At 65.5% G+C, this 21,890-nt stretch carries 25 protein-coding genes; 16 read left to right on the top strand and 9 right to left on the bottom strand.

Annotation, left to right across the window (positions count from 1 at the left end; all coding sequences use genetic code 11):
* Positions 1 to 34: 34 nt before the first annotated feature.
* Positions 35 to 433 (bottom strand): hypothetical protein, encoded by a 399-nt coding sequence (locus tag Q0071_RS16245; protein ID WP_298171772.1) that lies wholly within the window; start codon positions 431 to 433, stop codon positions 35 to 37.
* Positions 423 to 611, bottom strand: coding sequence for a hypothetical protein (locus Q0071_RS16240; protein WP_298171769.1), 189 nt, complete (start codon positions 609 to 611; stop codon positions 423 to 425). The genes Q0071_RS16245 and Q0071_RS16240 overlap by 11 nt, the downstream gene beginning before the upstream one ends.
* Before the next feature lie 97 nt (positions 612 to 708).
* On the opposite strand from Q0071_RS16240, the gene Q0071_RS16235 reads away from it, so the two are divergent.
* On the top strand, positions 709 to 1,404 hold the full coding sequence (locus Q0071_RS16235) for a S24 family peptidase (protein ID WP_298171766.1): 696 nt from the start codon (positions 709 to 711) through the stop codon (positions 1,402 to 1,404).
* Positions 1,405 to 1,464: 60 nt separating this feature from the next.
* Complete coding sequence (locus Q0071_RS16230) at positions 1,465 to 2,136, top strand: MBL fold metallo-hydrolase (RefSeq protein WP_298171762.1); 672 nt, start codon at positions 1,465 to 1,467, stop codon at positions 2,134 to 2,136.
* Positions 2,137 to 2,139: 3 nt separating this feature from the next.
* Here the strand turns inward: Q0071_RS16230 and Q0071_RS16225 are convergent, their stop codons facing one another.
* Complete coding sequence (locus tag Q0071_RS16225) at positions 2,140 to 2,538, bottom strand: MAPEG family protein (RefSeq protein WP_298171759.1); 399 nt, start codon at positions 2,536 to 2,538, stop codon at positions 2,140 to 2,142.
* A gap of 244 nt (positions 2,539 to 2,782) precedes the next feature.
* Here Q0071_RS16225 and rpmF point away from each other — a divergent pair, with 244 nt between their 5' ends.
* The 5 genes from rpmF to Q0071_RS16200 all read left to right on the top strand — a co-directional run bounded on the left by rpmF (position 2,783) and on the right by Q0071_RS16200 (position 5,936).
* Positions 2,783 to 2,962 (top strand): 50S ribosomal protein L32, encoded by a 180-nt coding sequence (gene rpmF / locus Q0071_RS16220; RefSeq protein WP_292930218.1) that lies wholly within the window; start codon positions 2,783 to 2,785, stop codon positions 2,960 to 2,962.
* Between the two features lie 29 nt (positions 2,963 to 2,991).
* Positions 2,992 to 4,077 (top strand): phosphate acyltransferase PlsX, encoded by a 1,086-nt coding sequence (gene plsX, locus Q0071_RS16215; RefSeq protein WP_298171755.1) that lies wholly within the window; start codon positions 2,992 to 2,994, stop codon positions 4,075 to 4,077.
* Complete coding sequence (locus Q0071_RS16210; RefSeq protein WP_298171753.1) at positions 4,074 to 5,051, top strand: beta-ketoacyl-ACP synthase III; 978 nt, start codon at positions 4,074 to 4,076, stop codon at positions 5,049 to 5,051. Before plsX ends, Q0071_RS16210 begins: the two co-directional genes overlap by 4 nt.
* 149 nt (positions 5,052 to 5,200) lie before the next feature.
* Positions 5,201 to 5,500: an integration host factor subunit alpha gene (locus Q0071_RS16205; protein WP_147159236.1), complete on the top strand. Its 300-nt coding sequence runs from the start codon at positions 5,201 to 5,203 to the stop codon at positions 5,498 to 5,500.
* Positions 5,487 to 5,936 (top strand): MerR family transcriptional regulator, encoded by a 450-nt coding sequence (locus Q0071_RS16200; RefSeq protein WP_298171840.1) that lies wholly within the window; start codon positions 5,487 to 5,489, stop codon positions 5,934 to 5,936. The genes Q0071_RS16205 and Q0071_RS16200 overlap by 14 nt, the downstream gene beginning before the upstream one ends.
* Positions 5,937 to 6,142: 206 nt before the next feature.
* Here Q0071_RS16200 and Q0071_RS16195 read toward each other — a convergent pair whose 3' ends face one another.
* Positions 6,143 to 6,688 (bottom strand): histidine phosphatase family protein, encoded by a 546-nt coding sequence (locus Q0071_RS16195; protein ID WP_298171748.1) that lies wholly within the window; start codon positions 6,686 to 6,688, stop codon positions 6,143 to 6,145.
* Positions 6,685 to 9,483: an ATP-dependent DNA helicase gene (locus Q0071_RS16190; RefSeq protein WP_298171745.1), complete on the bottom strand. Its 2,799-nt coding sequence runs from the start codon at positions 9,481 to 9,483 to the stop codon at positions 6,685 to 6,687. The genes Q0071_RS16195 and Q0071_RS16190 overlap by 4 nt, the downstream gene beginning before the upstream one ends.
* 181 nt (positions 9,484 to 9,664) lie before the next feature.
* Between Q0071_RS16190 and Q0071_RS16185 the strand changes: the two genes are divergently transcribed.
* A complete protein-coding gene (locus Q0071_RS16185) occupies positions 9,665 to 10,546 on the top strand; it encodes a flagellin (protein ID WP_298171741.1) in 882 nt (293 codons plus the stop codon).
* Positions 10,547 to 10,614: 68 nt separating this feature from the next.
* Here the strand turns inward: Q0071_RS16185 and Q0071_RS16180 are convergent, their stop codons facing one another.
* On the bottom strand, positions 10,615 to 11,199 hold the full coding sequence (locus Q0071_RS16180; protein ID WP_298171738.1) for a hypothetical protein: 585 nt from the start codon (positions 11,197 to 11,199) through the stop codon (positions 10,615 to 10,617).
* A 43-nt stretch (positions 11,200 to 11,242) separates the two neighbouring features.
* The gene (locus tag Q0071_RS16175; RefSeq protein WP_298171735.1) at positions 11,243 to 11,917 is read right to left on the bottom strand and encodes a nitroreductase; all 675 of its coding nucleotides are present in this window, start codon (positions 11,915 to 11,917) and stop codon (positions 11,243 to 11,245) included.
* Positions 11,918 to 12,035: 118 nt separating this feature from the next.
* Here Q0071_RS16175 and Q0071_RS16170 point away from each other — a divergent pair, with 118 nt between their 5' ends.
* Positions 12,036 to 13,679, top strand: coding sequence for a lysine--tRNA ligase (locus tag Q0071_RS16170; RefSeq protein ID WP_298171732.1), 1,644 nt, complete (start codon positions 12,036 to 12,038; stop codon positions 13,677 to 13,679).
* Positions 13,680 to 14,040: 361 nt separating this feature from the next.
* On the opposite strand, the gene Q0071_RS16165 is transcribed toward Q0071_RS16170, so the two are convergent.
* Positions 14,041 to 14,718, bottom strand: coding sequence for a 2OG-Fe(II) oxygenase (locus Q0071_RS16165; RefSeq protein WP_298171729.1), 678 nt, complete (start codon positions 14,716 to 14,718; stop codon positions 14,041 to 14,043).
* 381 nt (positions 14,719 to 15,099) lie between these two features.
* Here Q0071_RS16165 and Q0071_RS16160 point away from each other — a divergent pair, with 381 nt between their 5' ends.
* Entirely contained in the window at positions 15,100 to 15,414 is a 315-nt protein-coding gene (locus tag Q0071_RS16160) for a winged helix DNA-binding protein (RefSeq protein WP_298171727.1), read from the top strand.
* A 4-nt stretch (positions 15,415 to 15,418) separates the two neighbouring features.
* Here the strand turns inward: Q0071_RS16160 and Q0071_RS16155 are convergent, their stop codons facing one another.
* Positions 15,419 to 16,861 (bottom strand): Mur ligase family protein, encoded by a 1,443-nt coding sequence (locus tag Q0071_RS16155; protein ID WP_298171724.1) that lies wholly within the window; start codon positions 16,859 to 16,861, stop codon positions 15,419 to 15,421.
* A 54-nt stretch (positions 16,862 to 16,915) separates the two neighbouring features.
* Between Q0071_RS16155 and Q0071_RS16150 the strand changes: the two genes are divergently transcribed.
* From Q0071_RS16150 to dnaN, 6 genes are all read left to right on the top strand, one after another.
* Positions 16,916 to 17,740: an LD-carboxypeptidase gene (locus Q0071_RS16150; RefSeq protein ID WP_298171721.1), complete on the top strand. Its 825-nt coding sequence runs from the start codon at positions 16,916 to 16,918 to the stop codon at positions 17,738 to 17,740.
* A 29-nt stretch (positions 17,741 to 17,769) separates the two neighbouring features.
* On the top strand, positions 17,770 to 18,705 hold the full coding sequence (gene fabD, locus Q0071_RS16145) for an ACP S-malonyltransferase (protein WP_298171718.1): 936 nt from the start codon (positions 17,770 to 17,772) through the stop codon (positions 18,703 to 18,705).
* Positions 18,706 to 18,756: 51 nt separating this feature from the next.
* Positions 18,757 to 19,143 (top strand): GxxExxY protein, encoded by a 387-nt coding sequence (locus tag Q0071_RS16140; protein WP_298171715.1) that lies wholly within the window; start codon positions 18,757 to 18,759, stop codon positions 19,141 to 19,143.
* 64 nt (positions 19,144 to 19,207) lie between these two features.
* Positions 19,208 to 19,972 (top strand): 3-oxoacyl-[acyl-carrier-protein] reductase, encoded by a 765-nt coding sequence (fabG, locus tag Q0071_RS16135; protein ID WP_298171711.1) that lies wholly within the window; start codon positions 19,208 to 19,210, stop codon positions 19,970 to 19,972.
* Between the two features lie 5 nt (positions 19,973 to 19,977).
* Positions 19,978 to 20,514, top strand: coding sequence for a hypothetical protein (locus Q0071_RS16130; RefSeq protein WP_298171708.1), 537 nt, complete (start codon positions 19,978 to 19,980; stop codon positions 20,512 to 20,514).
* A 215-nt stretch (positions 20,515 to 20,729) separates the two neighbouring features.
* The gene (dnaN, locus tag Q0071_RS16125; protein ID WP_298171705.1) at positions 20,730 to 21,857 is read left to right on the top strand and encodes a DNA polymerase III subunit beta; all 1,128 of its coding nucleotides are present in this window, start codon (positions 20,730 to 20,732) and stop codon (positions 21,855 to 21,857) included.
* The last annotated feature ends 33 nt before the right edge of the window (positions 21,858 to 21,890 follow it).

Raw genomic sequence — 21,890 nt, 5'->3', positions numbered from 1 at the left:
TTGGGATGACGGGCAGGAAGATATCAGGGTCCGTTCACACATCGTCCAGCAGCAGCAGCCCCAGCTCCACCGTCATGCACGGTTCGGGCAGCAGCACCTGATCCAGTCGCACCACCGCCGCATCGGCCACCAGCGTGCGCGGAATGGCGAACTCGTGCTCGGGCAGGGTTGCCATGAACTCTTCCGCCGCATCGCAGGCTTCCCAGCCCGCGTAGCGCAGCACGATGGTGTGGCGCGTGCCGGCGAAGGTCACGCTCGCCCAGGGCGCCTCGCTGTGCTCCATCAGCTCCGCAAGCGGGCCGGCCAGCGCGACCACCGCGCGCAGCAGGCGTTCGCCGGGGCTGATCCGCACGCGCGGGTGCGGGGCACATTGCGGTTCGGGTTCGGACTTGCGCTCGAAGGGCAGGGCGGGGAACAGTCGATCAAGCCACATGGCGGGCGCTCCGATAAGTGTTCATGAAATGTTCTACACGTGCTTCTGTCGCGGGACGGGGTTCGCGGCCATTGCGCAAGTCGTCGACAAAACGCGGGTCGTGCGCGGCGAGGCGGCCGAAGCGCGTGCGCGGCATGCCATGGTGGGAAAGGAACCGTTCGATCTTCCTGATCAGCATGGCTGAACCTCCGTGACGACTCGATGTAAGATTTTTCTTATGTTGACGTGTTAATCCTACAGGTCTAGGAAAAATCCTTCGAATATGGAGCTAGGCCATGAATTCCCGATTCGAGACGCAGCAATCCGGTGAAACCCCGATGGACCCCGCCCGCGCGCGCCTCATCGCGCTGGCGGCGGAGCGGGGGGTGAGCCTTTCGGCGCTCTCGGGCCTGCTTGGCCGCAATGCCGCCTATCTCCAGCAGTTCGTGCGCAAGGGATCGCCGCGCAAGCTGGAGGAAAACGACCGCCGCACCCTCGCCGAATTCTTCGGCGTCGATGAGGCTGAACTCGGCGCGCCGCCGCGCGAGACCGTGCTCACGGTGGGGGCAGGGCAGCCTGCCCGCACCGCCGATTGGGCCGATATCCCGCGCCTGCCACTCGGCGCCTCCGCCGGGCCGGGCACGCTGGCACTCGATGCCGCGCCGGTTGACCGCCTGCGCTTCTCGGGCCGCTGGCTGCGCCAGCAGGGGCTGGAGCCCGCCATGCTCAGCGTGATCGAGGTCGAGGGCGATTCGATGGAGCCCACCTTGCGCGATGGCGACGAGATCCTCGTCGACCGCTCACCGCGCCCCTTGCGCAGCGGGCTCCATGTGATCCGGCTCGACGATGTTCTGCTGGTGAAGCGGCTTGAGCCGGGCTCTGCAGGCACGGTCCAGATCATCAGCGACAATCCCGCCTACCCGCGCATGGAGCGCCCCCGCACCGAAGTCGCCGTGCTCGGCCGCGTGGTGTGGAAGGGTGGGCGCATCTAGGATTTTTACCCCTTAGCCTGCCTCTTGCTTTGGCGCGTGGCAGCCGCCACTTTGAGCCCCATGACCGAAACCACCACCCAGCAGCCGCTCAAGGCCGCCATCATCCCCGTCACGCCGCTGCAGCAGAACTGCACGCTGATCTGGTGCACCAAGACCATGCGCGGCGCGTTCATCGATGCCGGCGGCGATATCGAGCGGCTGCGCGCGGCCATCGAAAAGTCGGGCGTCACGATCGAGAAGCTGCTCGTCACCCACGGCCATATCGATCACTGCGGCATCACCGGCGTGCTCGCCAAGGAACTCGGCGTGCCGATTGAAGGCCCGCACGAGGCGGACCGCTTCTGGATTGCGCGGCTCGATGAAGACGGCAAGCGCTGGGGCATCCGCGGCGAAGTGTTCGAGCCTGACCGCTGGCTTGGCGATGGTGACAAGGTGACGGTGGGCGAGGTTGAACTCGACGTGATCCACTGCCCTGGCCACACCCCCGGCCACGTGGTGTTCGTCCACCAGCCCTCGCGCTTTGCGGTGGTGGGCGACGTCATCTTCCAGGGCTCGATCGGGCGCACCGATTTTCCGATGGGCAACCATGCGGAACTGATCGCCTCGATCACCGAGAAGCTCTGGCCGCTCGGCAACGATATCATGTTCGTTCCCGGCCATGGGCCGAACAGCACCTTCGGCCGGGAACGTCAGACCAACAGCTTTGTCAGCGACTACAATCTGATGCAGTAGGCTTTATGCCATCGCGCTCATGATCGCCCACACGGCAAGGCCAAGCTGAGTCAGCAGCGTGATCACCGTGCCGATCATGCGGCCGATGCCGAAGCTGCCCCCGTCCATGCCAAGCCCGTGCGCCACGCGGCCAAGCATGAACACACCCGCGACGGCGGCAAGCGGCGTGCTCGCCGGGTGCGCAAATTCAAGCGCGGCGATCATCACCAGCACGAGCGGGGTGTTCTCGTTGAAATTGGCATGCGCACGCATGCGGCGGATCAGCTTGTCGTTGCCGCCGTCGCCAACCGAGACCTTCTCGGCTGTGCGCACCTGGCCGCAGCGGATCGAAAGCCAGATGTTGATAAGCGCGGCCGCGGCAACGGCGGCCAGAGTGATTGGCAGCGTGATGGGCAATGTCATGATCAGGTTATCTCCCCTTTGGTATTGTTGTTACACCCCGCGGTCCTCCTAGCGGCCTGGAGCTTGCAAAGCATCCAAAAATCCGTATAGGCGCGCCTTCGCCCGCGATTGGCGATTCCAGCTTGCTGCCGATCTTCAGTCGGGCCGCCACCCAAAAGGCGCCCCAACAGGGGGTGTGCGCTGGTCCGGATTTGCCTATCGCGCTTGCCCGTAGACGAATTCAAGATCAGGAACAGGTGCCGCGATGGCCGTCCCCAAAAGAAAGACCTCGCCCTCCCGCCGGGGCATGCGTCGTAGCCACGATGCGCTGAAGGTTGATGCCTTCCATGAGTGCTCCAATTGTGGTGAGCTCAAGCGCCCTCACATGCTGTGCGGTGCTTGCGGGCACTACAACGGCCGCGAGATCATCGCCGTCGGCCTCTGATTTCGGCTGAGGGGGGAGACAGCCGCATTATGGCTTTGCCGCGTATCGCCGTCGATGCGATGGGCGGCGATGTGGGAGTGCGCGTCATGATCGAGGGCGCCGCACTCGCGCGTCGCCAGCACGATCAGTTCAAGTTCCTGCTGGTAGGCGATGAAACTGCCATCAAGCAGGCGCTCGAAGCGCACCCGAATTTGCGCGCCGCTTCCGAAATTCTCCACGCACCCGATGTTGTTGCCGGCGATGAAAAGCCGACACAGGCGCTCCGCCGCGCGCGGACCACGTCGATGGGCCTTGCGATCGAAGCGGTAAAGAACGGCAGTGCCGGCGCCGCCGTCAGCGCTGGCAACACCGGCGCGCTCATGGCCATGTCGAAAGTCGCGCTGCGCACGATGCCGGGGATCGACCGGCCCGCGCTGGCAGCGCTTCTGCCCACGCTGGGCGACCACGATCTCGTCATGCTCGATCTCGGTGCCAACACCGATTGCGATGCCCGCAATCTCGTGCAGTTCGCCATCATGGGTTCGGCTTATGCCCGGATCGTCCACGGCCTGGCCGAACCGCGTGTGCGCCTGCTCAACATCGGCACCGAAGAAATCAAGGGCACCGACGAACTGCGCGATGCCGCCGCGATGCTCAAGCAGGCGGGTGAGGCACTCGCCTTTCGCTTCGATGGCTTCACCGAGGCGGACAAGCTTTCGCGCGGCGATGTCGATGTCGTGGTGACCGACGGTTTCACCGGCAATATCGCGCTCAAGGCGATGGAAGGCGCGGCGCGGTTCGTCGCCGATCTGCTGCGCCGCAGCTTTTCAAGCTCGCTGCGCTCGAAGTTCGGCTTCCTGATTTCCAAACCGGCGACCGAGCTGCTCAAGCATCATCTCGATCCCAACAATCACAATGGCGCGGTGTTCCTTGGTCTCAACGGTGTCGTCGTGAAAAGCCATGGCAGTGCATCTGCGCTGGGCGTTGCCCATGCCGTCGCGGTCACCGCGCGGCTCCTGTCCGAACGGTTGACCGAGCGGATCGCGGCAGACCTTGCCCAGGCCGGTCAGGAAGCCATGCGCGGCGCGACCACCCGCGTGCGGCCTGCGCCTGAAACGCCAGGGGCTCCGGCATGACACTGCGTTCGGTCATTCGCGGCAGCGGCTCGGCGCTTCCGGCCCGCGCCGTCTCCAACGCCGAAATGGCGACGATGGTCGATACGACCGACGAGTGGATCGTCGAGCGTACCGGCATCCGCAACCGCCACATCGCGGGGGAGGGCGAGACTACCGCCACCCTCGCTACTGAGGCCTGCCGCAAGGCGATCGAAGCTGCCGGCATCGATGCCGCCTCGATCGATCTCATCGTGCTTGGCACCTGCAGCCCGGATCAGACCTTCCCGGCCACCGCGACCATCGTGCAGAACGCGCTCGGCTGCCGCGGCGGCATTGCGTTCGATGTGGCGGCCGTCTGCTCCGGTTTCCTCTACGCCTTCGCCACGGCCGATGCGCTGCTGCGCACCGGCGCGGCCAAGCGCGCGCTGGTGATCGGCGCCGAAACCATGAGCCGCCTGCTCGATTGGGACGATCGCACGACCTGCGTGCTCTTCGGCGATGGCGCAGGCGCGGTCGTGCTCGAAGCTGTGGACGTGGATGAAAGCGACCCCATGGCACCCGGCATTCTCGCCACCCGCCTTCATGCCGACGGCGCCCATGGCGATCTGCTGCACATGGATGGCGGGCCTTCCACCACTGGCTCGATCGGCAAGCTGCGCATGAAGGGCCGCGAAGTGTTCCGCCATGCCGTGGTGAACCTCGCCGCGGTGCTCGAGGAAGTGCTCGTGGCAAGCGGTTACAAGGCGGATGATATCGATTGGGTCGTGCCGCATCAGGCCAATGCCCGCATTCTCGATGCCACCGCGCGCAAGCTCGGTCTGCCCGAGGAAAAGGTGATCATCACGGTCGATCGCCACGCCAATACCAGCGCCGCCTCGGTGCCGCTGGCCTTCGATACTGCCGTGCGTGACGGCCGGATCAAGCCCGGCGATCTCGTCATGTTCGAGGCGATGGGCGGCGGATTTACGTGGGGAGCGAGCCTCGTCCGCGTCTGATTCAGCCAAAGTGGAAGCTGTGGCCCTACAGTTTTCGTTGCGGACCAATGCATTGGCCGATAAAATAGTGTGGAAAGCGGATTGTAAAGCGCGGCGGACACTGTATTGTGTCAAGTCAGCTTGTCGCTTTTTTATCGGGGGAATCGGGGATGCGTTCGGTGGGGACTCTTACTCGCGCTGATCTTGCAGAGAGCATTAATCGCCGTGTCGGCCTGTCTCGGGCGGATTCGCTCGGCATGGTCGAGTCCATTCTCGACCATATGTGCGAGGCGCTGGCCGAGGGCGAGAATGTAAAGATTTCCGGTTTTGGAACATTTCTGTTACGGGACAAGGCCGAACGCGTCGGTCGCAATCCCAAGACCGGCGTCGAAGTGCCCATCACCCCGCGCCGCGTCATGACGTTCCGCGCAAGTCAGATGCTGAAGGACCGGATTGCTGCCAGCAGTTGATTCCCCGGGTTCCGCGCCAAACACCGCTCCTGCGTTCCAGGACGGCAAGGCGCCCGATGCCCTGCGCACGATTGGCGAGGTAGCGAAGGCGCTCGGCCTCAAGCAGCATGTCCTGCGCTATTGGGAAGAACAGTTCCCTATGCTCCGCCCGCTGACCCGCGCGGGCGGCCGCCGCTACTATCGCCCTGAAGACGTCGCGCTCGTCGCGCGAATCGATCAGCTCCTCCACCGCGAAGGCTACACCATCCGCGGCGCGCTGCAGGCGCTTTCGGGGAAGGGCGGCGCCAAGTCTGCAGTTGCGCCCGCGCCGGTTTCCGAGCCTGCGACGAGCGCTGGCACCATGCCGGCTGAAGACGAAATCATCTCCGCCCTTCGCGTCCTGCGCCGCCACCTCGAAACGATCCGGGGCGGGCTGGCCGCGGCGCTAGAGGATTGAGGGCTCAAAGAAAGTTGAGCGTTTCTCGCAGAGACGCCGAGGAAACAGAGCGCACAAAGATGATGCGCTAAGCCAAAGGCTCCTGTTTTTTCGATGCTTGCACCTGCCGCCGTACAGTCGATTTGGAGCAGCTTCGCCGCCCCGATCAGCTCTCTGCGCTCTTCTTTCGCTTGGCGTCTCTGCGAGAAACAGATTCCAGCACCACCTCAATCGTTGAGCGTCGGCCCCAGGTCCGGATCAAGATCGCGCGGCCGCTTCATCGAAATCAGCCGCCCGCAGTGTTCCTCCAGATCGGCCCAGCGCTCGATGTTCAGCTCCATCACCGCAAAGGTTGCGGTGGGGAACTTCACTTCCACTTCCTCGCGCAGCGGGCTGGTGCCATCGTCGGGCACGAGGTCGAAGATCAGGTCTTCGAGGCCGGGATTGTGGCCGATCATCAGCACGCTGTCAGGCTCGCCCGATAGCTCGCGCAGCAGGTCGATCAGCGTGGCCGAACTCGCCAGATAGATGCGGCGATCCCATTCGACCGGGAAGGTGTGCCCCCAGGCCTTGCCTGCTTCCTCGATGGTTTCTGCCACGCGCACGGCGGGCGAGGCGAGGATCCGCTCGAATGTCAGGCAGGTGCTCTTGATATAGTGCCCCATCGCCTGCGCCCCGCGCACCCCGCGCGCATTCAGGGGCCGGTCGAAATCTCGCGCCCGCGCATCGGACCAGTCGGACTTCGCGTGGCGCAGAAGAGCCAGGGTTTTCAAAGGCGGGTCTCGTCAATCGGGCTGGTCGGCGCAGGTGCTGCGACGCTCTCTGAAACACGGCCCGCCACGCTTTGTAAAGCCGCATCGAGCGTCACGCGGCGGACCGGCGTGCCTGCTGGAAAGGCGGAGAGGAGGCGCGAGGGAAAGGCGGAGGAGAGCACCACGAAATGCCCCCGGTCCGTTCCGGTGCGGATCAGCCGGCCGAAGGCCTGCGCCAACCGCGCACGGATGATCCTGTCATCATGCGCCTGCCCCCCACCACGCTGATCGCCGCCGAATTTCTCCGCATGGGCCAGTCGCCGCGCGCGGTGGAGGATCGAGGGCTTGGGCCAGGGCACCTGTTCCATCACCACAAGCCGCAGCGAATGGCCCGGCACGTCCACCCCGTCGCGCAAGGCATCGGTGCCGAGCAGCGAGGCGCGCGGATCATCGCGGAAGATGTCCACCAAGGTACCCGTATCGATCGGATCGACATGCTGGGCAAACAGCGGCAGCCCCCCGCGCGCCAGCCGGTCGGCAATCCGGCCATAGACCGCGCGCAGCCGCCGGATCGCGGTGAAGAGGCCGAGCGCGCCGCCGCCCGAAGCCTCGATCAGCCGCCCATAGGCATTCGCCAGCGCCGGAATATCGCCCTTGGGCACATCGGTCACGATCAGCACTTCGGCATTGCGCGCATAGTCGAACGGGCTTGCCGCGGCGAAGACTTGCGGCCGCACATCGAGATGCGGCGCGCCGCTGCGCGCAACGGCGCTGCTCCAATCGCCGCTCTGGGTCTCCGCGCCGTCGGTCAGCGTGGCGGACGTCATCATCACCCCGTGCGCGCCAGCCAGCACCGCCTCGGCAAAGGGCTTCATCGGATCGAGGTAGCGCCGATGCAGCCCGATATCCCATTCGCGCCCTTCGGATCGCTCCAGCGCGAGCCAGTCGACAAATTCGGGATCGCCCGGTCCGCCAAGCCGCGCGAGCAGGCTGACCCATCCGGCGAGCAGATCGGTGCGCCAGCCAATTGCGCCGCGCGCGCCTTCGATCCGCGCCCGCGCCGGGCCATCGAGCCAGTCCGGCCCGTCCTCCATCAAGGCTTCCAGCCGCAGCGCCAGGCGCATCAGCGGCTGGCGCAGCGCCTCAAGCGCTTCCTGCGCGCGGCCCGCCACTTCGATGAAACTGCCGCCAAGCTGCGCCGCTTCGGTCTCCAGCCCGTATCCCGCTTCCTGCCCGCCGCTTTCGTCGCGCGCGAGCACCAGTTCGCGCGTTTCGGCGAGCAGGTCCTCGATCGGGCCGAACGGTCCGCCTTCGACAACTCGCGCCAGCCAGCCATCGCCCGGCAATGCGCTGGCCGCCTCGCGCGCATCGGCGATCGCGCGGGCACCTTCGTCGTCATAGCTCGCAACATCGGCGAGCCGCGCGGCAAGGCCCCGGCGCCGCCCGCGCTGGCTGCCTTCGGGGCCGATCACCCAGCGCCGCAGTTCCACCGTTTCGGCCCCGGTCAGCGCGGCGGCAAAGGTGCTGTCCGCCGCCTCGAACACATGATGCCCTTCGTCGAACACGATCCGCGTCGGCCGCTGCGCCTGCTCGCGCGCGCGGGCGGCGTTGATCATCACCAGTGCGTGGTTGGCGATCACCAGTTCCGCCCCAGCCGAGGCGCGCGCCGCGCGCTCGATGAAGCATTTGCGGAAATGCGGGCACCCGGCATAGACACATTCGCCGCGCTGGTCGGTCAGCGCCGTGATCCCCCGCTTGCGGAACAGCGTGCCAAGCCAGCCCGGCAGATCGCCGCCGATCATGTCGCCATCCTGGCTATAGGCCGCCCACCGTGCGACCAATTGCGCCATGATCGCTGGCCGCCCGGTAAAGCCGCCTTGCAGCGCGTCTTCAAGATTCAGCAGGCAGAGGTAATTCTCGCGCCCCTTGCGCACCACCACTGGCGGGCCGGAGCGTCCGGCCTGCACCGCGCGCTCGGGCGGGAAGGCCGCCCTGCTTTCGCGCCGCAATTGCCGCTGCAGCGCCTTGGTGTAGGTCGAAACCCAGACCGTCCCGCCCGAACGCTCGGCCCAAAGCGATGCCGGTGCGAGATAGCCGAAGGTCTTGCCGGTGCCCGTTCCCGCTTGCGCCAGCACCATGTGCGGCTGGCGCTGGTGCCCGCGCGGCGCAAACATCGCGCCCGCCGCCCGCGCATAGGCCTGCTGCGCCGGGCGCGCTTCCGCCCCGCTGCCGGTCAGTTCGGCGAGGCGGGCTGTGATCGCATCCTCATCGAGCGTGATCTGCGCCGGCTGTGGCCGCTCTGGCGCCTCCTCCCATTCCGGCAGGCGCGAGAAGAGCCAGCGTTCGGCGCGCTGCGGCTGCGCAATGCGGGGGCTCAGCAGCCCCGCCCAGGGCCAGCGCAGCCGCACCAGCGATTGCAGCGCGCTCCACGCACCCTCGCGCTCGGGCCAAGCGGGATCCTCGCAGACAGCGAGCAGCGCATCCGCCGCCGCCTGCAGCAACGCGGGCACGCCGTCGTCGCTCGCAGGCTCTGCCAGCCCCAGCGCCTGCGCCAGACCCTTGGGCGTCGGCACCATGAACCGCGCCGGGTGGATGAACGCGAACAGTTCCAGCAGATCGAGCCCGGAGAGGTCCGGATAGCCCAGCCGGCTCGCCACCAGCGGCGCATTCAGCAGCAGCAGCGGCGTATCGGCCGCCGCCATGATCGCCTCGCCCTTGCCCACCGGCCGGGTGCCGGCAAAGTCGCGCAGCCAGCAGCCACTGTGGCTGGCGTGGATCGCCGGGACGGGGATCGCGGGGAGGGAAGTGGCAGCCATCGCCCGCGCACTAGAGAGGAAAGCCCGGAGCGGGGCAAGCCGGGGGCTTACGTGCTTTCCCCCATGGACTTCACACCAGCTTGCAGGGCGCTTGCCTTAAACCCGGCAAGGTTCGGCCGTTCTGGCCTATCGGGACATGAACGGAGCCCCACGCTCCGGCCCATAGTGGAGAATGGGAATCATGGCAGTCATCAATACCAATATCAGTGCGATCCGCGCGTCGAACGCTTCGAATTCTGCCTCGAAGATGGCGGGCGTCGCGATGGAGCGTCTCTCGACCGGCAAGCGCATCAATGGCGCCAAGGACGACGCCGCCGGCCTTGCGATCACCACCACCATGACCTCGCAGATCAAGGGCATGAGTCAGGGGATCCGCAACGCCAACGACGGCATCAGCTTCGCGCAGACCGCCGACGGCGCGCTCAACGAAGTGACCGCGATGCTGCAGCGCATCCGCGAGCTTGCCATTCAGGCCAAGTCGGCGACCTATACGGACACCGACCGCACCTCGATGCAGTCGGAAGTCGCCAACCTCACTTCGCAGGTCAGCGAAGTGCTGGAAAAAACCACGTTCAACGGCACCAGACTGTTCACCGTAGTCGGCGCGACTCCTGCGGCGGATGGCTCGGACGATGCCACGTTCTCGATCCAGACGGGCAGCAACACTTCCGACACGGTGGACCTGCGCAGCAAGGCGATCGACGGCACCAAGCTGTTTGGCGGCACCAACACCACCTACGATTCCGCCACGAGCCCGCAGGCCATCGACGTCAGCACCGCCACGGCGGCCGGCACGACGATGGACAACGTCGATGCCTCGCTCACCGCGATCAACGTCGCGCGCGCGGAGTTCGGTTCGGGCCAGAACCGCCTCGAATCGGTGATCAACAACCTCACCGACAACGTGACGAACCTCTCGGACGCGCGCAGCCGGATTCTCGATACCGATTATTCGGCCGAGACGACCGCCATGGCCAAGGCCCAGATCCTCAGCCAGGCCTCGACCGCGATGATTGCGCAGGCCAATCAGGCCCAGCAGAACGTCCTCTCGCTGCTGAAGTAAGCTGCTGCCCTCTCCCCCCTGATCCTGCGCTTGTCGAAGGACTGGGGAGAGGGTGGGGAGAGGGGGGCCTACTGCGCTGACTTCTGCTCCAGCAGCAGGCCTTCGAGCCGGTTCACGCCGGGCACGCCGAGCACCTCGAAGCGTTCGGTCACCTTGTCGCCATCGCTGTCGAGGCGGGTGCCGGTCTGTATGCGCAAGGTTCCATAGCCATCGGCATCGGCCGTTACGTCGATGGGGCCCATCTGGCCGATCAGCACGCTGGCGCTTTCGCGCTTGGTGCCGGCGGTCACGCGCAGCATTCGCCGATCGGTGAGGCCGTAGATCGTCTGCGCCGCCTTGCGCCGGGCCTTGAAGGGCATCCACAACATGCCAAGGCCGATGCCGATGAAGGGCAGGCCGAACAGCGGGAAGATGATCCCGAAACTCCACTGGATGCCGAGCGGGGTGTGTGAACTGGCCATCCATGGCAGCAGGGCCATGGCCTCCCAGAACAGCGCAAAGGCCGTCCACGGCACCGCGAAGAACCAGATCGCGAAGACCGCGCGCAGGCGCGAGGGATCGGGCCTTCCGCTCCACAGCAGGCGTTCACCGGGCAAAAGCTCGCGCCGCAGGATCGAATCGAGCTCGGGCGGCGGCATGGTCTGGGTCTCCATGCGCCCCATTTTGCCACGCGCCGGTTAGGAGGTCGTTACAGCCTCATTCAAACCCCACGAACGTCGCCGCCTCCGCCACGGTCTTGCGCTCCGAGACCACGGCATTGGCGGGGAAGCTCTCGTCCGGCCAGCCGAGCGCGATGCTTTTCATGATCACCTGATCGTCGGCGATCCCGGCATGTTCGCGCACCACTGGCGATTGCATGATGCCCTGGCTGTTGATCACCGTGCCGAGCCCGCGCGACCACGCGGCATTGACCAGCGCGTTGACCACCCCGCCGCAATCGAACGGCGTATCGTCGCTCCCCTGCAGCACTTTGTCATAGGTCACGATCACGCAGACCGGCGCATCGAACTGGCGAAAGCCGCGCAGCACCCAATCCTGCCGCATGGCGGCATCATCGCGCGCGATGCCCATTGCGGAAAACAGCTGCTTCGCCACGCCGATCTGCCGCTCGCGGTGGACGCCCGCAAACGGCTCGCCCTTGCGGAACTCGCGCGAATCCGGCTCCCCGGCAAGAATGCGCTCGGTATTGCCCCGCCGGATGCGGGCCAGCGGCTCGCCGGTGATCACGTAGAAATTCCAGGGCTGCGTGTTCATCGAAGTGGGCGCGCGCATCGCGATTGCCAGGATTTCCTCGATCAGCTTCTGCGGCACCGGATCGGGCTTGTAGCCCCTGATGCTGCGGCGCCCAAGCATGACTTCGTCGTATTCCATACCGTCTCCCCACATTCTCTTTCCAGTCCGGTAGCGATTGCGCAGCCCTGCGCACAAGCTTTTCCTTGCGCTGCTTTCGCTTGCGCTTTGGGGGGCCATCCGCAAAAGGAACCCCGCTATGGAAAACGCTGAAACCGCCGCCCCGCTTGATGTCTTCACCGCCAGCCAGACCTCCAAGGCCTGGCCGTTTGAGGAAGCACGCAAGCTGGTCAAACGCTTCCCCGGCGGCAAGCGCGATGCGAGCGGTGATCTCGTCCCCGTGCTGTTCGAGACGGGCTACGGCCCCTCGGGCCTGCCGCATATCGGCACGTTCCAGGAAGTGCTGCGCACCACGCTCGTGCGCCGCGCTTATGAGACGCTGACGGGCGGCCACCCCACGCGCCTGATCGCCTTCTCCGACGACATGGACGGGTTGCGCAAGGTGCCGGACAACGTGCCCAACAAGGCCGTCCTTACCGCGAAGCTCGGTCATCCGCTCACCCGCATCCCCGATCCCTTTGGCACGCACGAAAGCTTCGCGCACCACAACAACGGGATGCTGTGCGATTTCCTCGATCGGTTCGGCTTCGAGTACGAATTCGTCTCGGCGAGCGATCGCTACAACTCCGGCGCGTTTGACGAGGCGCTGAAGAACGTCCTGCGCAAGTTCGATGCGATCATGGGCATCATGCTCCCCACCTTGCGCGAAGAGCGCCGCCGCACCTATTCGCCCGTCCTCCCGATCAGCGACAAGACCGGCGAAGTGCTGCAGGTGCCCGTTGAAGTCGTCGATGCCGAGGCTGGCCTCGTGCGCTTTGAAGATCAGGGCGAGATGGTCGTCCAGTCGATCCTCGGCGGCAAGTCCAAGCTGCAGTGGAAGGTCGATTGGGCCATGCGCTGGTGCGCGCTGGGCGTCGATTACGAGATGTGCGGCAAGGATCTGACCGATAGCGTCACCCAGTCGGCCCGCATCACGCAGGTCCTTGGCGGAAAGCGTCCCGAAGGCCTGATCTACGAGCTGTTCCTCGATGAGAACGGCGAGAAGATTTCCAAGTCCAAGGGCAACGGCCTCACCATCGAGCAATGGCTCGAATACGGCAGCGAGGAGAGCCTCGGCTTCTACCTGTTCCGCGAACCCAAGAGCGCCAAGTCGCTCCACGCCGGGATCATCCCGCGCGCGGTCGATGAATACTGGCAGTTCCGCGAAAAGCTGCCCAGCCAGCCCACAGAGCAGCAGCTCGGCAACCCGGTCTGGCACTTGCTGCGCGCCAATGGCTACCACGGCGGAGACGGCGATACGCTGCCCGTCACCTACGGCCTCCTGCTCAACCTCGTCGGCGTGCTCGGCGCGCAGGCGACGCGGGCGCAAGTCTGGTCCTACCTCGCCAACTATGTCGAAAACGCCGATCCCGCCGCGCACCCCGCGCTCGATACGCTGGTCACGTCAGCCTTGGCGTATAACCGCGATTTCGTCGCCCCGACGCTGAAGCGCCGCAAGCCCGAACCCAATGAGGCCGCCGCCCTCGCTGCGCTCGATGCCGAACTGGCCGCGACCGACGACAGCGCCACCGCCGAAGACCTCCAGACCATGGTCTACGAGATCGGCAAGGACCCGCACTACGGCATCGGCGCGCTGCGTGATTGGTTCAAGGCGCTCTACGAAACGCTGCTGGGTTCGAGCCAAGGCCCCCGCATGGGCAGCTTTATCGCCCTCTACGGGATCGAGGGGACGCGGCGGTTGATCGCGGAAGCGCTGGAAGGCGTGGAACTGCCGGAGGGGTGAGGGCGAGGCATACTGCGTCACCGCAATGACGCTAAAGGGGGGCGCGAATGGGCAATGGCATGGGCTTCGCGGGCATTTTGGCGATTGCTCTTGCAGGCCAATTTGCTTGGTTTGTGCTCCAGGCCCTGAAGACTGGCTCCATAGTGCCGATCCGTTACGTCGGCGCTCTATTTGGCACGCGTCAGGGTATTGCGAGGAGCCAAAACCCAATTCGCTTTTGGGCGGAACTTGGATGGGCCTCGCTACTTGCCGTGGCCATGCTTGGCGGAGGTGCCTGGGCTTTAGTTGGCGCCCATCTGGCACCGCGCTCCGACCAAAGCTCTAGTGTTGAAGGCTATCTGCGGCCCGCCAATTCACGCCCCTAACACCAAGGCCGCGCGCGGTACCACTTCGTCACGATATACTTGATGCCCTGCTCCACCGGCCGCCCGGCGTGCAAGGTCAGCGGGTTCGGTTTCCCGTCGCGGCCCATATTGTTCCACACCAGCAGCGCGCCCTTCTGCGGCGGGACCGAAATCGGCACTTTGGGAAATTCGGTCGCGCCGCCTGCCTCGACGTCCGAAAGGTAGCCCATCGCCGTCCACGTGCGCTGCCCGCCGCGGCCCTCCTCGGTCGGCCAATAGCTGGCCGAGGTATCGAAGTGATCGAAGTGCGCGCGGAATTGCTGGCCGGGCTCATAGCGCTGGCCCTGGATCACCTCACCATGCGCGTGCTCGATCCCCATGAGATCGTCGATCCTGCGCTCCAGCATGCGGATGAACGGATCATCGGGATCGACATCACCGGTGTAGCTCGTCCGGCCGCTATCGGCATTGCCATGATAGGTGGGGGAGGGCCGCGCCACCGCATCGACCATGCGGATCAGCCGCGCGCATTCTTCTGCGGTGAAGAAATCCGCCACGCCATAGATCTCGATTCCATCGACCGGCAGGCGATAGACGCTCGGATCAGCCTCAAGCCGCGCGCGCACCCGCTCGCCCACTTTGGCGAGTGCAGGGGCATCCTGGGTAGCGGGCTTGGGACGGCGAAATCCGATCATGCGCTGCTCATGCCGCAGCGGCCGTTCTCTGCCAAGTGGCAGGTGCTCAAACCCGGTCCGGATACCGTATCACCAACCTGACATCGATGAGTTATGAAAAATAACTAAAGTTGCAACCAATTTGGACCAGATTTCTTGGCGGCAGGCTTACCAATATTGGGCAACATGGTTACATATATAGCCTGATTGATAGCTGATTGATCATAAGATTCCCAAGGGTCGCGTAACGACAAGACTGACCGCGAAAACAGTCAGCGCCATGTTTCCGATAGCCCGGCGGCGGGGGCGAAAGAGCTTGGCGGCGAACGTCCCTTGGCATGCGAGGAGTTGGCATTGGACGGTCATGTCGATTTGGATGCGGAGACACTCCGCATTGCAAAATTGCTTTATGAAGCGCGCCGCCGCCGCGATGCGGCAAGCCCGGTCAAGGGCCTTTTCGGAGAGCCCGGCTGGGATATTCTTCTGGACTTGTTCATTGCCCGCAAGACCCGCACGGCCTTGCAGGTTTCCAGCGTCTGTGCAGGCGCGGGCCTGCCTTCGACCACCATTCTGCGCTGGATAGCCCGGCTTGAGCGTGAGGGGCTGATCGTCCGCGTGGCCGATCAGGAAGATGCCCGCCGCCGCTATGTCAGCCTGACAACGCGGGGCCTCCGGCTCACCACATCGCTGCTCGACGCGGTCGGTCCGCTGGGCTGATGGCCTAGGCCAGTTGCGCCAGCAGGTCGCGGGCGAAGGCCGACAAGGTGTCATCCCGCGCGCCCATGATCACGATGCGGTCACCGGGCGCAGCCAGTTCGGCAATGCGCAGGGCGCAGTCGGCGCGGGCCGGGATGTGCTCGGCAGTGCCGCCGTGGGCGCGGATCATGTCCACGATGCGCTCGCTGCCCACCGATCGGTCCACCGTGCCGCCGAAGTAGACCGGATCGCACAGGATCGCGGTGTCTCCGGCGCAGAGCCGCGTTGCCAGCACTTCCGCCAGTTCCGCCCCCATCTGGCGCAGCGGGCCATAGCCGTGCGGCTGGAAGAACGCGATTACCCGGCCGGGATGTGCTTTCAGCGTGGCCAGCGTCGCGGCGATCTTTTCCGGATTATGCCCGAAATCATCGATCACGGTCACGCCGGCCGGGCTTGTCCCGACCACGTCGAACCGGCGCGCAAGGCCTGCGTAGGTTCCCAAGGCCTGCACCGCATCGCCCAGCGGCACGCCCGCCGCGTGTGCCGCGGCCAGCGCCGCCAGCGCGTTGGAGAGATTGTGCCGACCCGGTACCCCCAGCGCCAGCGCATGGCGTTCGCCGGTGCGGCGCAGCTCGATCAAGGCTGAAATCCCAAGGGGCGATTCGGCCACGCTGCCCTCCACCACGCCGAGATCGGCCTCGCTCGCCCCTATGCCGAAAGTGAGCGCGTCGTCTAACGCCCGGCTGGCCAGCGCAGCGCTTTCCGCGTCGTCGAGATTGACCACCGCCGTACCGGACCGCGCCAGAAAATCGCCAAACAGGCCGCGCAGTTCCTCCAGGCTCTTGTGATCGAGGCTGACGTTGTTCAGCACCGCAATGCTCGGCCGGTATGCGGCGATCGAACCGTCGCTTTCGTCGACCTCCGAAACGAACGGGCCGTCCGGCGCGCCGACCCGCGCGCTGGCAAAGGGCGCGTCAGGCCCCGCGAAGTTCTTCATCACCGCGCCGTTCATGATCGTGGGATCGCGCCCGCAGGCGGTGAGGATCCATCCGAGCATGCCGGTCACGGTCGATTTGCCGCTGGTCCCGCCCACGGCAATGCTCATCGGCGCCGCGTTGAACAGGGTGGAGAGCAGTTCGGCCCGGCGCATGCGGCGGCATCCCAGCTCTGCTGCGCGCACCATTTCCGGCACGGTATCCTCCACCGCGGCGGAGGCGACGAGGATCTGCTCCGCCGACGTGATGCCGCTGCCGTCCTGCGGATGCAGCGTGAAGCCAAGGCTTTCCAGCCAGGCAAACTTTTCCGGCGTGCGCCCCTGATCGCGGCTGCGGTCCGATCCCGCGATCTGCGCGCCCTGGCCCTTCAGTATCAGCGCGAGCGGCAGCATGCCCGAACCGCCGATGCCGCAGAAGAACCAGGGCTGTGCGGTGAGGTTCACACTCTCGTTCGCCGTGTCGTCGATGCTCATGGCGCGAAGCGGTATGCGGCCTTGTGCCCGGGCGCAACCGGGTTAGGAAGCGCTATGCCAAGGATTGCCATCTGCGCGCCCGCCCGCCCGATCACGCAGCAGGACGCCGCAGCCGTTTCCGCGCTGGCGGCGGACATTCCGGGCCTTGCGCTTTCGTTTCATCCGCAGTGCTTTCTGGAAGCGGGGCATTTCGCCGGCACCGATGTGCAGCGCCTTGAAGCCTTGCTCGAATGCGCGAACGATCCTTCGTTCGATGCCGTCTGGTTCGCGCGGGGCGGCTATGGCTCCAACCGGATCGCCGCCGCTGCCGTCGCCGGGCTGGGCGAAGCTGCCCGCAGCAAGACGTATCTAGGTTATTCCGATACCGGCTACCTCCTCGCCGCGCTCTACCGCGCGGGTGTCGGGCAGGCCGTCCACGCCCCGATGCCCGGCGATATCCGCCGTGAGGGCGGGCATGAGGCCGTGCGGCGCACCTTGCACTGGCTTGCCGGAGACCGCTCCGGCGTCGAGCGGGCGCAGGATGGCCGCCCCCGCGCCGCCTTCAATCTCACCACGCTCGCCATGCTCTGCGGCACGCCGCTGCTGCCCGATCTTTCAGGGCACGTGGTGATGGTCGAGGAAGTCTCCGAGCATCTCTATGCAGTGGACCGGCTGTTCTTCCACGTGACCGCGCAGCTTCAGGGCATAGCCGGGTTGCGGCTTGGCCGCGTCGGCGATGTGCCCGAAAACGATGTCCCCTTCGGCGCCGACGAGGAGGCGATTGCGCGCGATTGGTGCGCCCGCAGCGGCATTCCCTATCTGGGCCGCGCCGATATCGGGCATGATGTTGATAACAAGATTGTCGCATTCGGGCTTGAGGGCACCCCCGCGAATCACTAGGCGCGCTCCGTCACAGCAGGAGTGTGTTGATGCGGGCATTCGTTTTTCCGGGGCAGGGCAGCCAGAAGCTGGGCATGGGCGCAGACCTCGCCGCCGCCAGCGCCGCCGCGCGTGAAGTTTTCGAGGAAGTCGACGACGCGCTCGGCCAGAAGCTTTTTGCGCTGATGACCGAGGGACCGGAAGACGAACTGACCCTCACCGCCAATGCCCAGCCTGCGATCATGGCCAATGCCATCGCCGTGCTGCGCGTGCTGGAAAAGGAATGCGGCCTCGTCCTGGCTGACAAGGCCCAGTTCGTCGCCGGCCACAGCCTCGGCGAGTACACCGCGCTCTGCGCCGCCGGAGCCTTCAGCCTCGCCGATACCGCCCGCCTGCTGCGCCTGCGCGGGTCCGCGATGCAGGCCGCCGTGCCGGTGGGCGAGGGTGCGATGTGCGCGCTGCTTGGCGCCGAGATCGATCAGGCCGCCACGCTGGCTGAAGCCGCCGCGCAAGGTGAGGTCTGCACCGTCGCCAATGACAACGCGCCCGGCCAGGTCGTGCTTTCGGGCCACACTGCTGCGATCGAGCGCGCCATCGGCATGGTCAAGGAGCACGGCATCAAGCGCGGCATGCTTCTCCCCGTTTCCGCGCCCTTCCACTGCCCGCTGATGCAGCCCGCCGCCGATGCCATGGCAGAGGCGCTGGCGCAGACCCCGCCAGGCCCTCTGCGCGTCACCCTCATGGCCAATGTCACCGCCGCCGCCGTGACCGACCCCGCCGAAGTCCGCCGTCTCCTCGTCGAACAGGTCACCGGCCGCGTCCGCTGGCGCGAGAGCATGGTCGCACTGGGCGCGGCGGGCGTGGAGCACTTCGTCGAGCTTGGCGGCAAGGTCGTCGGCCCGATGATCACTCGCACCGTAAGCGATGTCGCAGTTGCCAGCCTCATCGGCATGGCCGATATCGAAGCCTTCGCGAAGGAAATCTAGGCTGTTTCTCGCAGAGACGCTAAGGGAAAGAAGGTCGCAGAGAAGCAAGGAATGCGGGTTGATCAGATCAGCGCAACGGTTGTCGATGAGGCAATTCGTATCCATCGAGAGCTAGGCCCGGGATTGTTCGAGTCCGTCTACGAAAGCATCCTGGCGGGTCGGCTCGAGGCGAGGGGTTTGCGTGTTGACCGCCAAATGACCTTGCCTGTCGAGTTTGACGGTCAACGCTTCGATGCGGCATTCAGGATCGACATGCTGATCGAAGGGTGCCTTGTTTTGGAGATCAAGGCGGTCGAGCAACTGACCAAGGCGCATGAGAGGCAATTGATCACTTATCTGAGACTGATGAAGCAGCCCGTCGGGCTGCTTCTGAATTTTTCTGGCGCGACAATGAAAGAAGGGATTCGTCGGCTCGTAAACAACTACACGCCCGCGTGAGCTCTCCGCGATCTTCCTTCTTCTCTGCATCTCTGCGAGAAACAAAACCATTCAGGAGCAACCCATGGAACACCGCCTCTTCGATCTCACCGGCATGACCGCCCTCGTCACCGGCGCTGCCGGCGGCATCGGCTCGGCGATCAGCCATGCCCTCGCAAAGCAGGGCGCACGCCTTGCGCTTTCGGGCACCAACCCGTCCAAGCTGCGTTCGTTCCGCGAGGAACTGAACGACACCTACGGTCACGACCACGTCGAGATCACCTGCGATCTCTCGAACACCGAGCAGGTCGAGCATCTGGTGCCTGCCGCGATCGATACGCTCGGCAAGGTCGATATCCTCGTCAACAACGCCGGCATCACGCGCGATAACCTCGCCATGCGGATGAAGGACGAGGAATGGGACGCCGTGATCCGCGTCAATCTCGAAGCCGCCTTCCGCCTGATGCGCGCGGCCTCCAAGCCGATGATGAAGGCCCGCTTCGGGCGCATCATCACCATCACCAGCGTGGTCGGTGCCACTGGCAATCCGGGGCAGGTCAACTATGCCGCGGCCAAGGCCGGCCTCGTCGGCATGTCGAAGAGCCTTGCGCAGGAGCTCGCCACGCGCGGCATCACCGTGAACTGCGTCGCCCCCGGTTTCATCCGCACCGCGATGACCGATGTGCTCCCCGATGCACAGAAGGACGCGCTCAACGCGCGCATCCCGATGGGCCGCATGGGCGAGGGCAGCGATATCGGCGCGGCGGTCGCCTTTCTCGCCAGCCGCGATGCTGGCTACATGACCGGGCAGACGTTGCACGTGAATGGCGGCATGGCGATGCTCTCCTGATCGCCATGCGGCGCCCGTTGGCCTCTCTGGCGCCGCTCTTGCTGGCGCTGGCCGCCATGCCCTTTGCAGCGCAGGCCCGCGCGCCCCAGGCGCTTGCCTGCGCGGTGATTGCCGCGCCCGAAGGGCTCGATGCGCAGCTCGCCGACAGCATGCTCACGCTGGATGAGGCGCGCAGCAAGCCCGCGCTGGATACGCTCCATGCCCTCGTCGATCGCTGCGCGGCAGACCAGTTTCTCGGCGAGAAGGAGCGCGATGCCTATTTCGGCTACGTGCTCGGCCGGATGGCGCGCGATGGGCTCGATTCCCGGCTGAAGGCTGAGGGCATTCCGTCCGACCTCATCGACAAGGCGCTCGATATCGGCCCCGGCAATGCCAACAACCCGGCCACGCAAGTCACGCAGGGAGACTTGCGCCGCGTCTCCACTGCGCTCAGTGAGTCCGGCCGCGATCCGGCCAAGGTAACCCCTGTCGGCTGGGGCCTGATTACCGCATGGATTGCCGCCACCGCGCATATGTTCGATGCGTTGCGGGTGCTCGATTGAGGTTGCGGAGCAAGCCCGCCGTTTTCGCTGCATTTATGCACAGCTTCGCCGCTGCGAAGGCGGCTTGCGCTTGCCCGTGGCGGGGCGTGCGTTAAGGAAGATAGTCCAGTAACAACCCGTCTTCGCCCGCGATTCCTTAGGCGCGGAGACGCCAGCTACACAGCCCTCAACGGTCCCGTGCCGGGACCCGCAAGGGCGGGGGACACGAGACGAGAATGAAGGCCACGATCGAACGCGCGACCTTGCTACGCTGCCTGTCCCATGTGCAATCGGTGGTGGAGCGTCGCAATACCATCCCGATCCTCTCGAACGTGCTGATCGAGGCTTCGCCCGATGGCTCGGTCCGCCTCATGGCAACCGACCTCGATCTCCAGATCATCGAGACGATGCCTGCGCGGGAAGTGGAGCGTGGCGGCGCGATCACGGTTTCCGCGCACCTCCTCTTCGATATCGCGCGCAAGCTGCCCGATGGCAGCCAGGTCAGCCTTGATGCCGCCGATGGCCGCATGGTCGTCAAGGCCGGACGCAGCCGCTTCCAGCTGCCCACGCTGCCGCGCGATGATTTCCCGGTGATCGTCGAAGGCGATCTGCCGACGAGCTTCGAAGTGCCCGCGCGCGTCCTCGCCGAACTGATCGACCGCACCCGCTTCGCGATCTCGACCGAGGAAACCCGCTACTATCTCAACGGCATCTTCCTCCACGTGGCGGATGAGGCGACTCCGGTGCTCAAGGCCGCCGCGACCGACGGCCACCGCCTTGCACGCTACACCATTGCCCGGCCTGACGGCGCTGAGGGCATGCCGGACGTGATCGTGCCGCGCAAGTGCGTGGGCGAGCTGCGCAAGTTGCTCGATGATGTGCTTGATACCGCCGTGCTGCTTGATCTTTCGGCCAGCAAGGTGCGCTTCACGCTGGGCGGTGAACACGGCGTGGTGCTCACCAGCAAGCTGATCGACGGCACCTTCCCGGACTACAGCCGCGTGATCCCCACCGGGAACGACAAGCTGCTCCGCCTTGATCCGCGCAGCTTCTTCGAAGGCGTGGATCGCGTCGCCACGATCGCCACTGAGAAGACCCGCGCGGTCAAGATGGCGCTCGAGAACGACAAGGTCACGCTCTCAGTCACCAGCCCGGAAAACGGCACCGCAGCCGAAGAGATCGCCGCCGAATACCGCGCCGCGGGCTTCGAGATCGGCTTCAACGCCAATTATCTCAAGGACATCCTCAGCCAGATCGACGGGGACATCGTGGAACTCCACCTCGCCGATGCTGGCGCGCCGACGCTGATCCGTAAGGACGACAAGTCGCCCGCGCTCTATGTGCTGATGCCGATGCGGGTGTGATCGCGGGCGGTGCAGGGGCTTTTTCAAGGCTCC

The sequence above is a fragment of the Novosphingobium sp. genome (assembly GCF_027486195.1).
Classification (GTDB): domain Bacteria; phylum Pseudomonadota; class Alphaproteobacteria; order Sphingomonadales; family Sphingomonadaceae; genus Novosphingobium.
The sequence above is the reverse complement of the archived record's forward strand: the minus strand, read 5'-3'. Positions and strand labels throughout refer to the sequence as shown.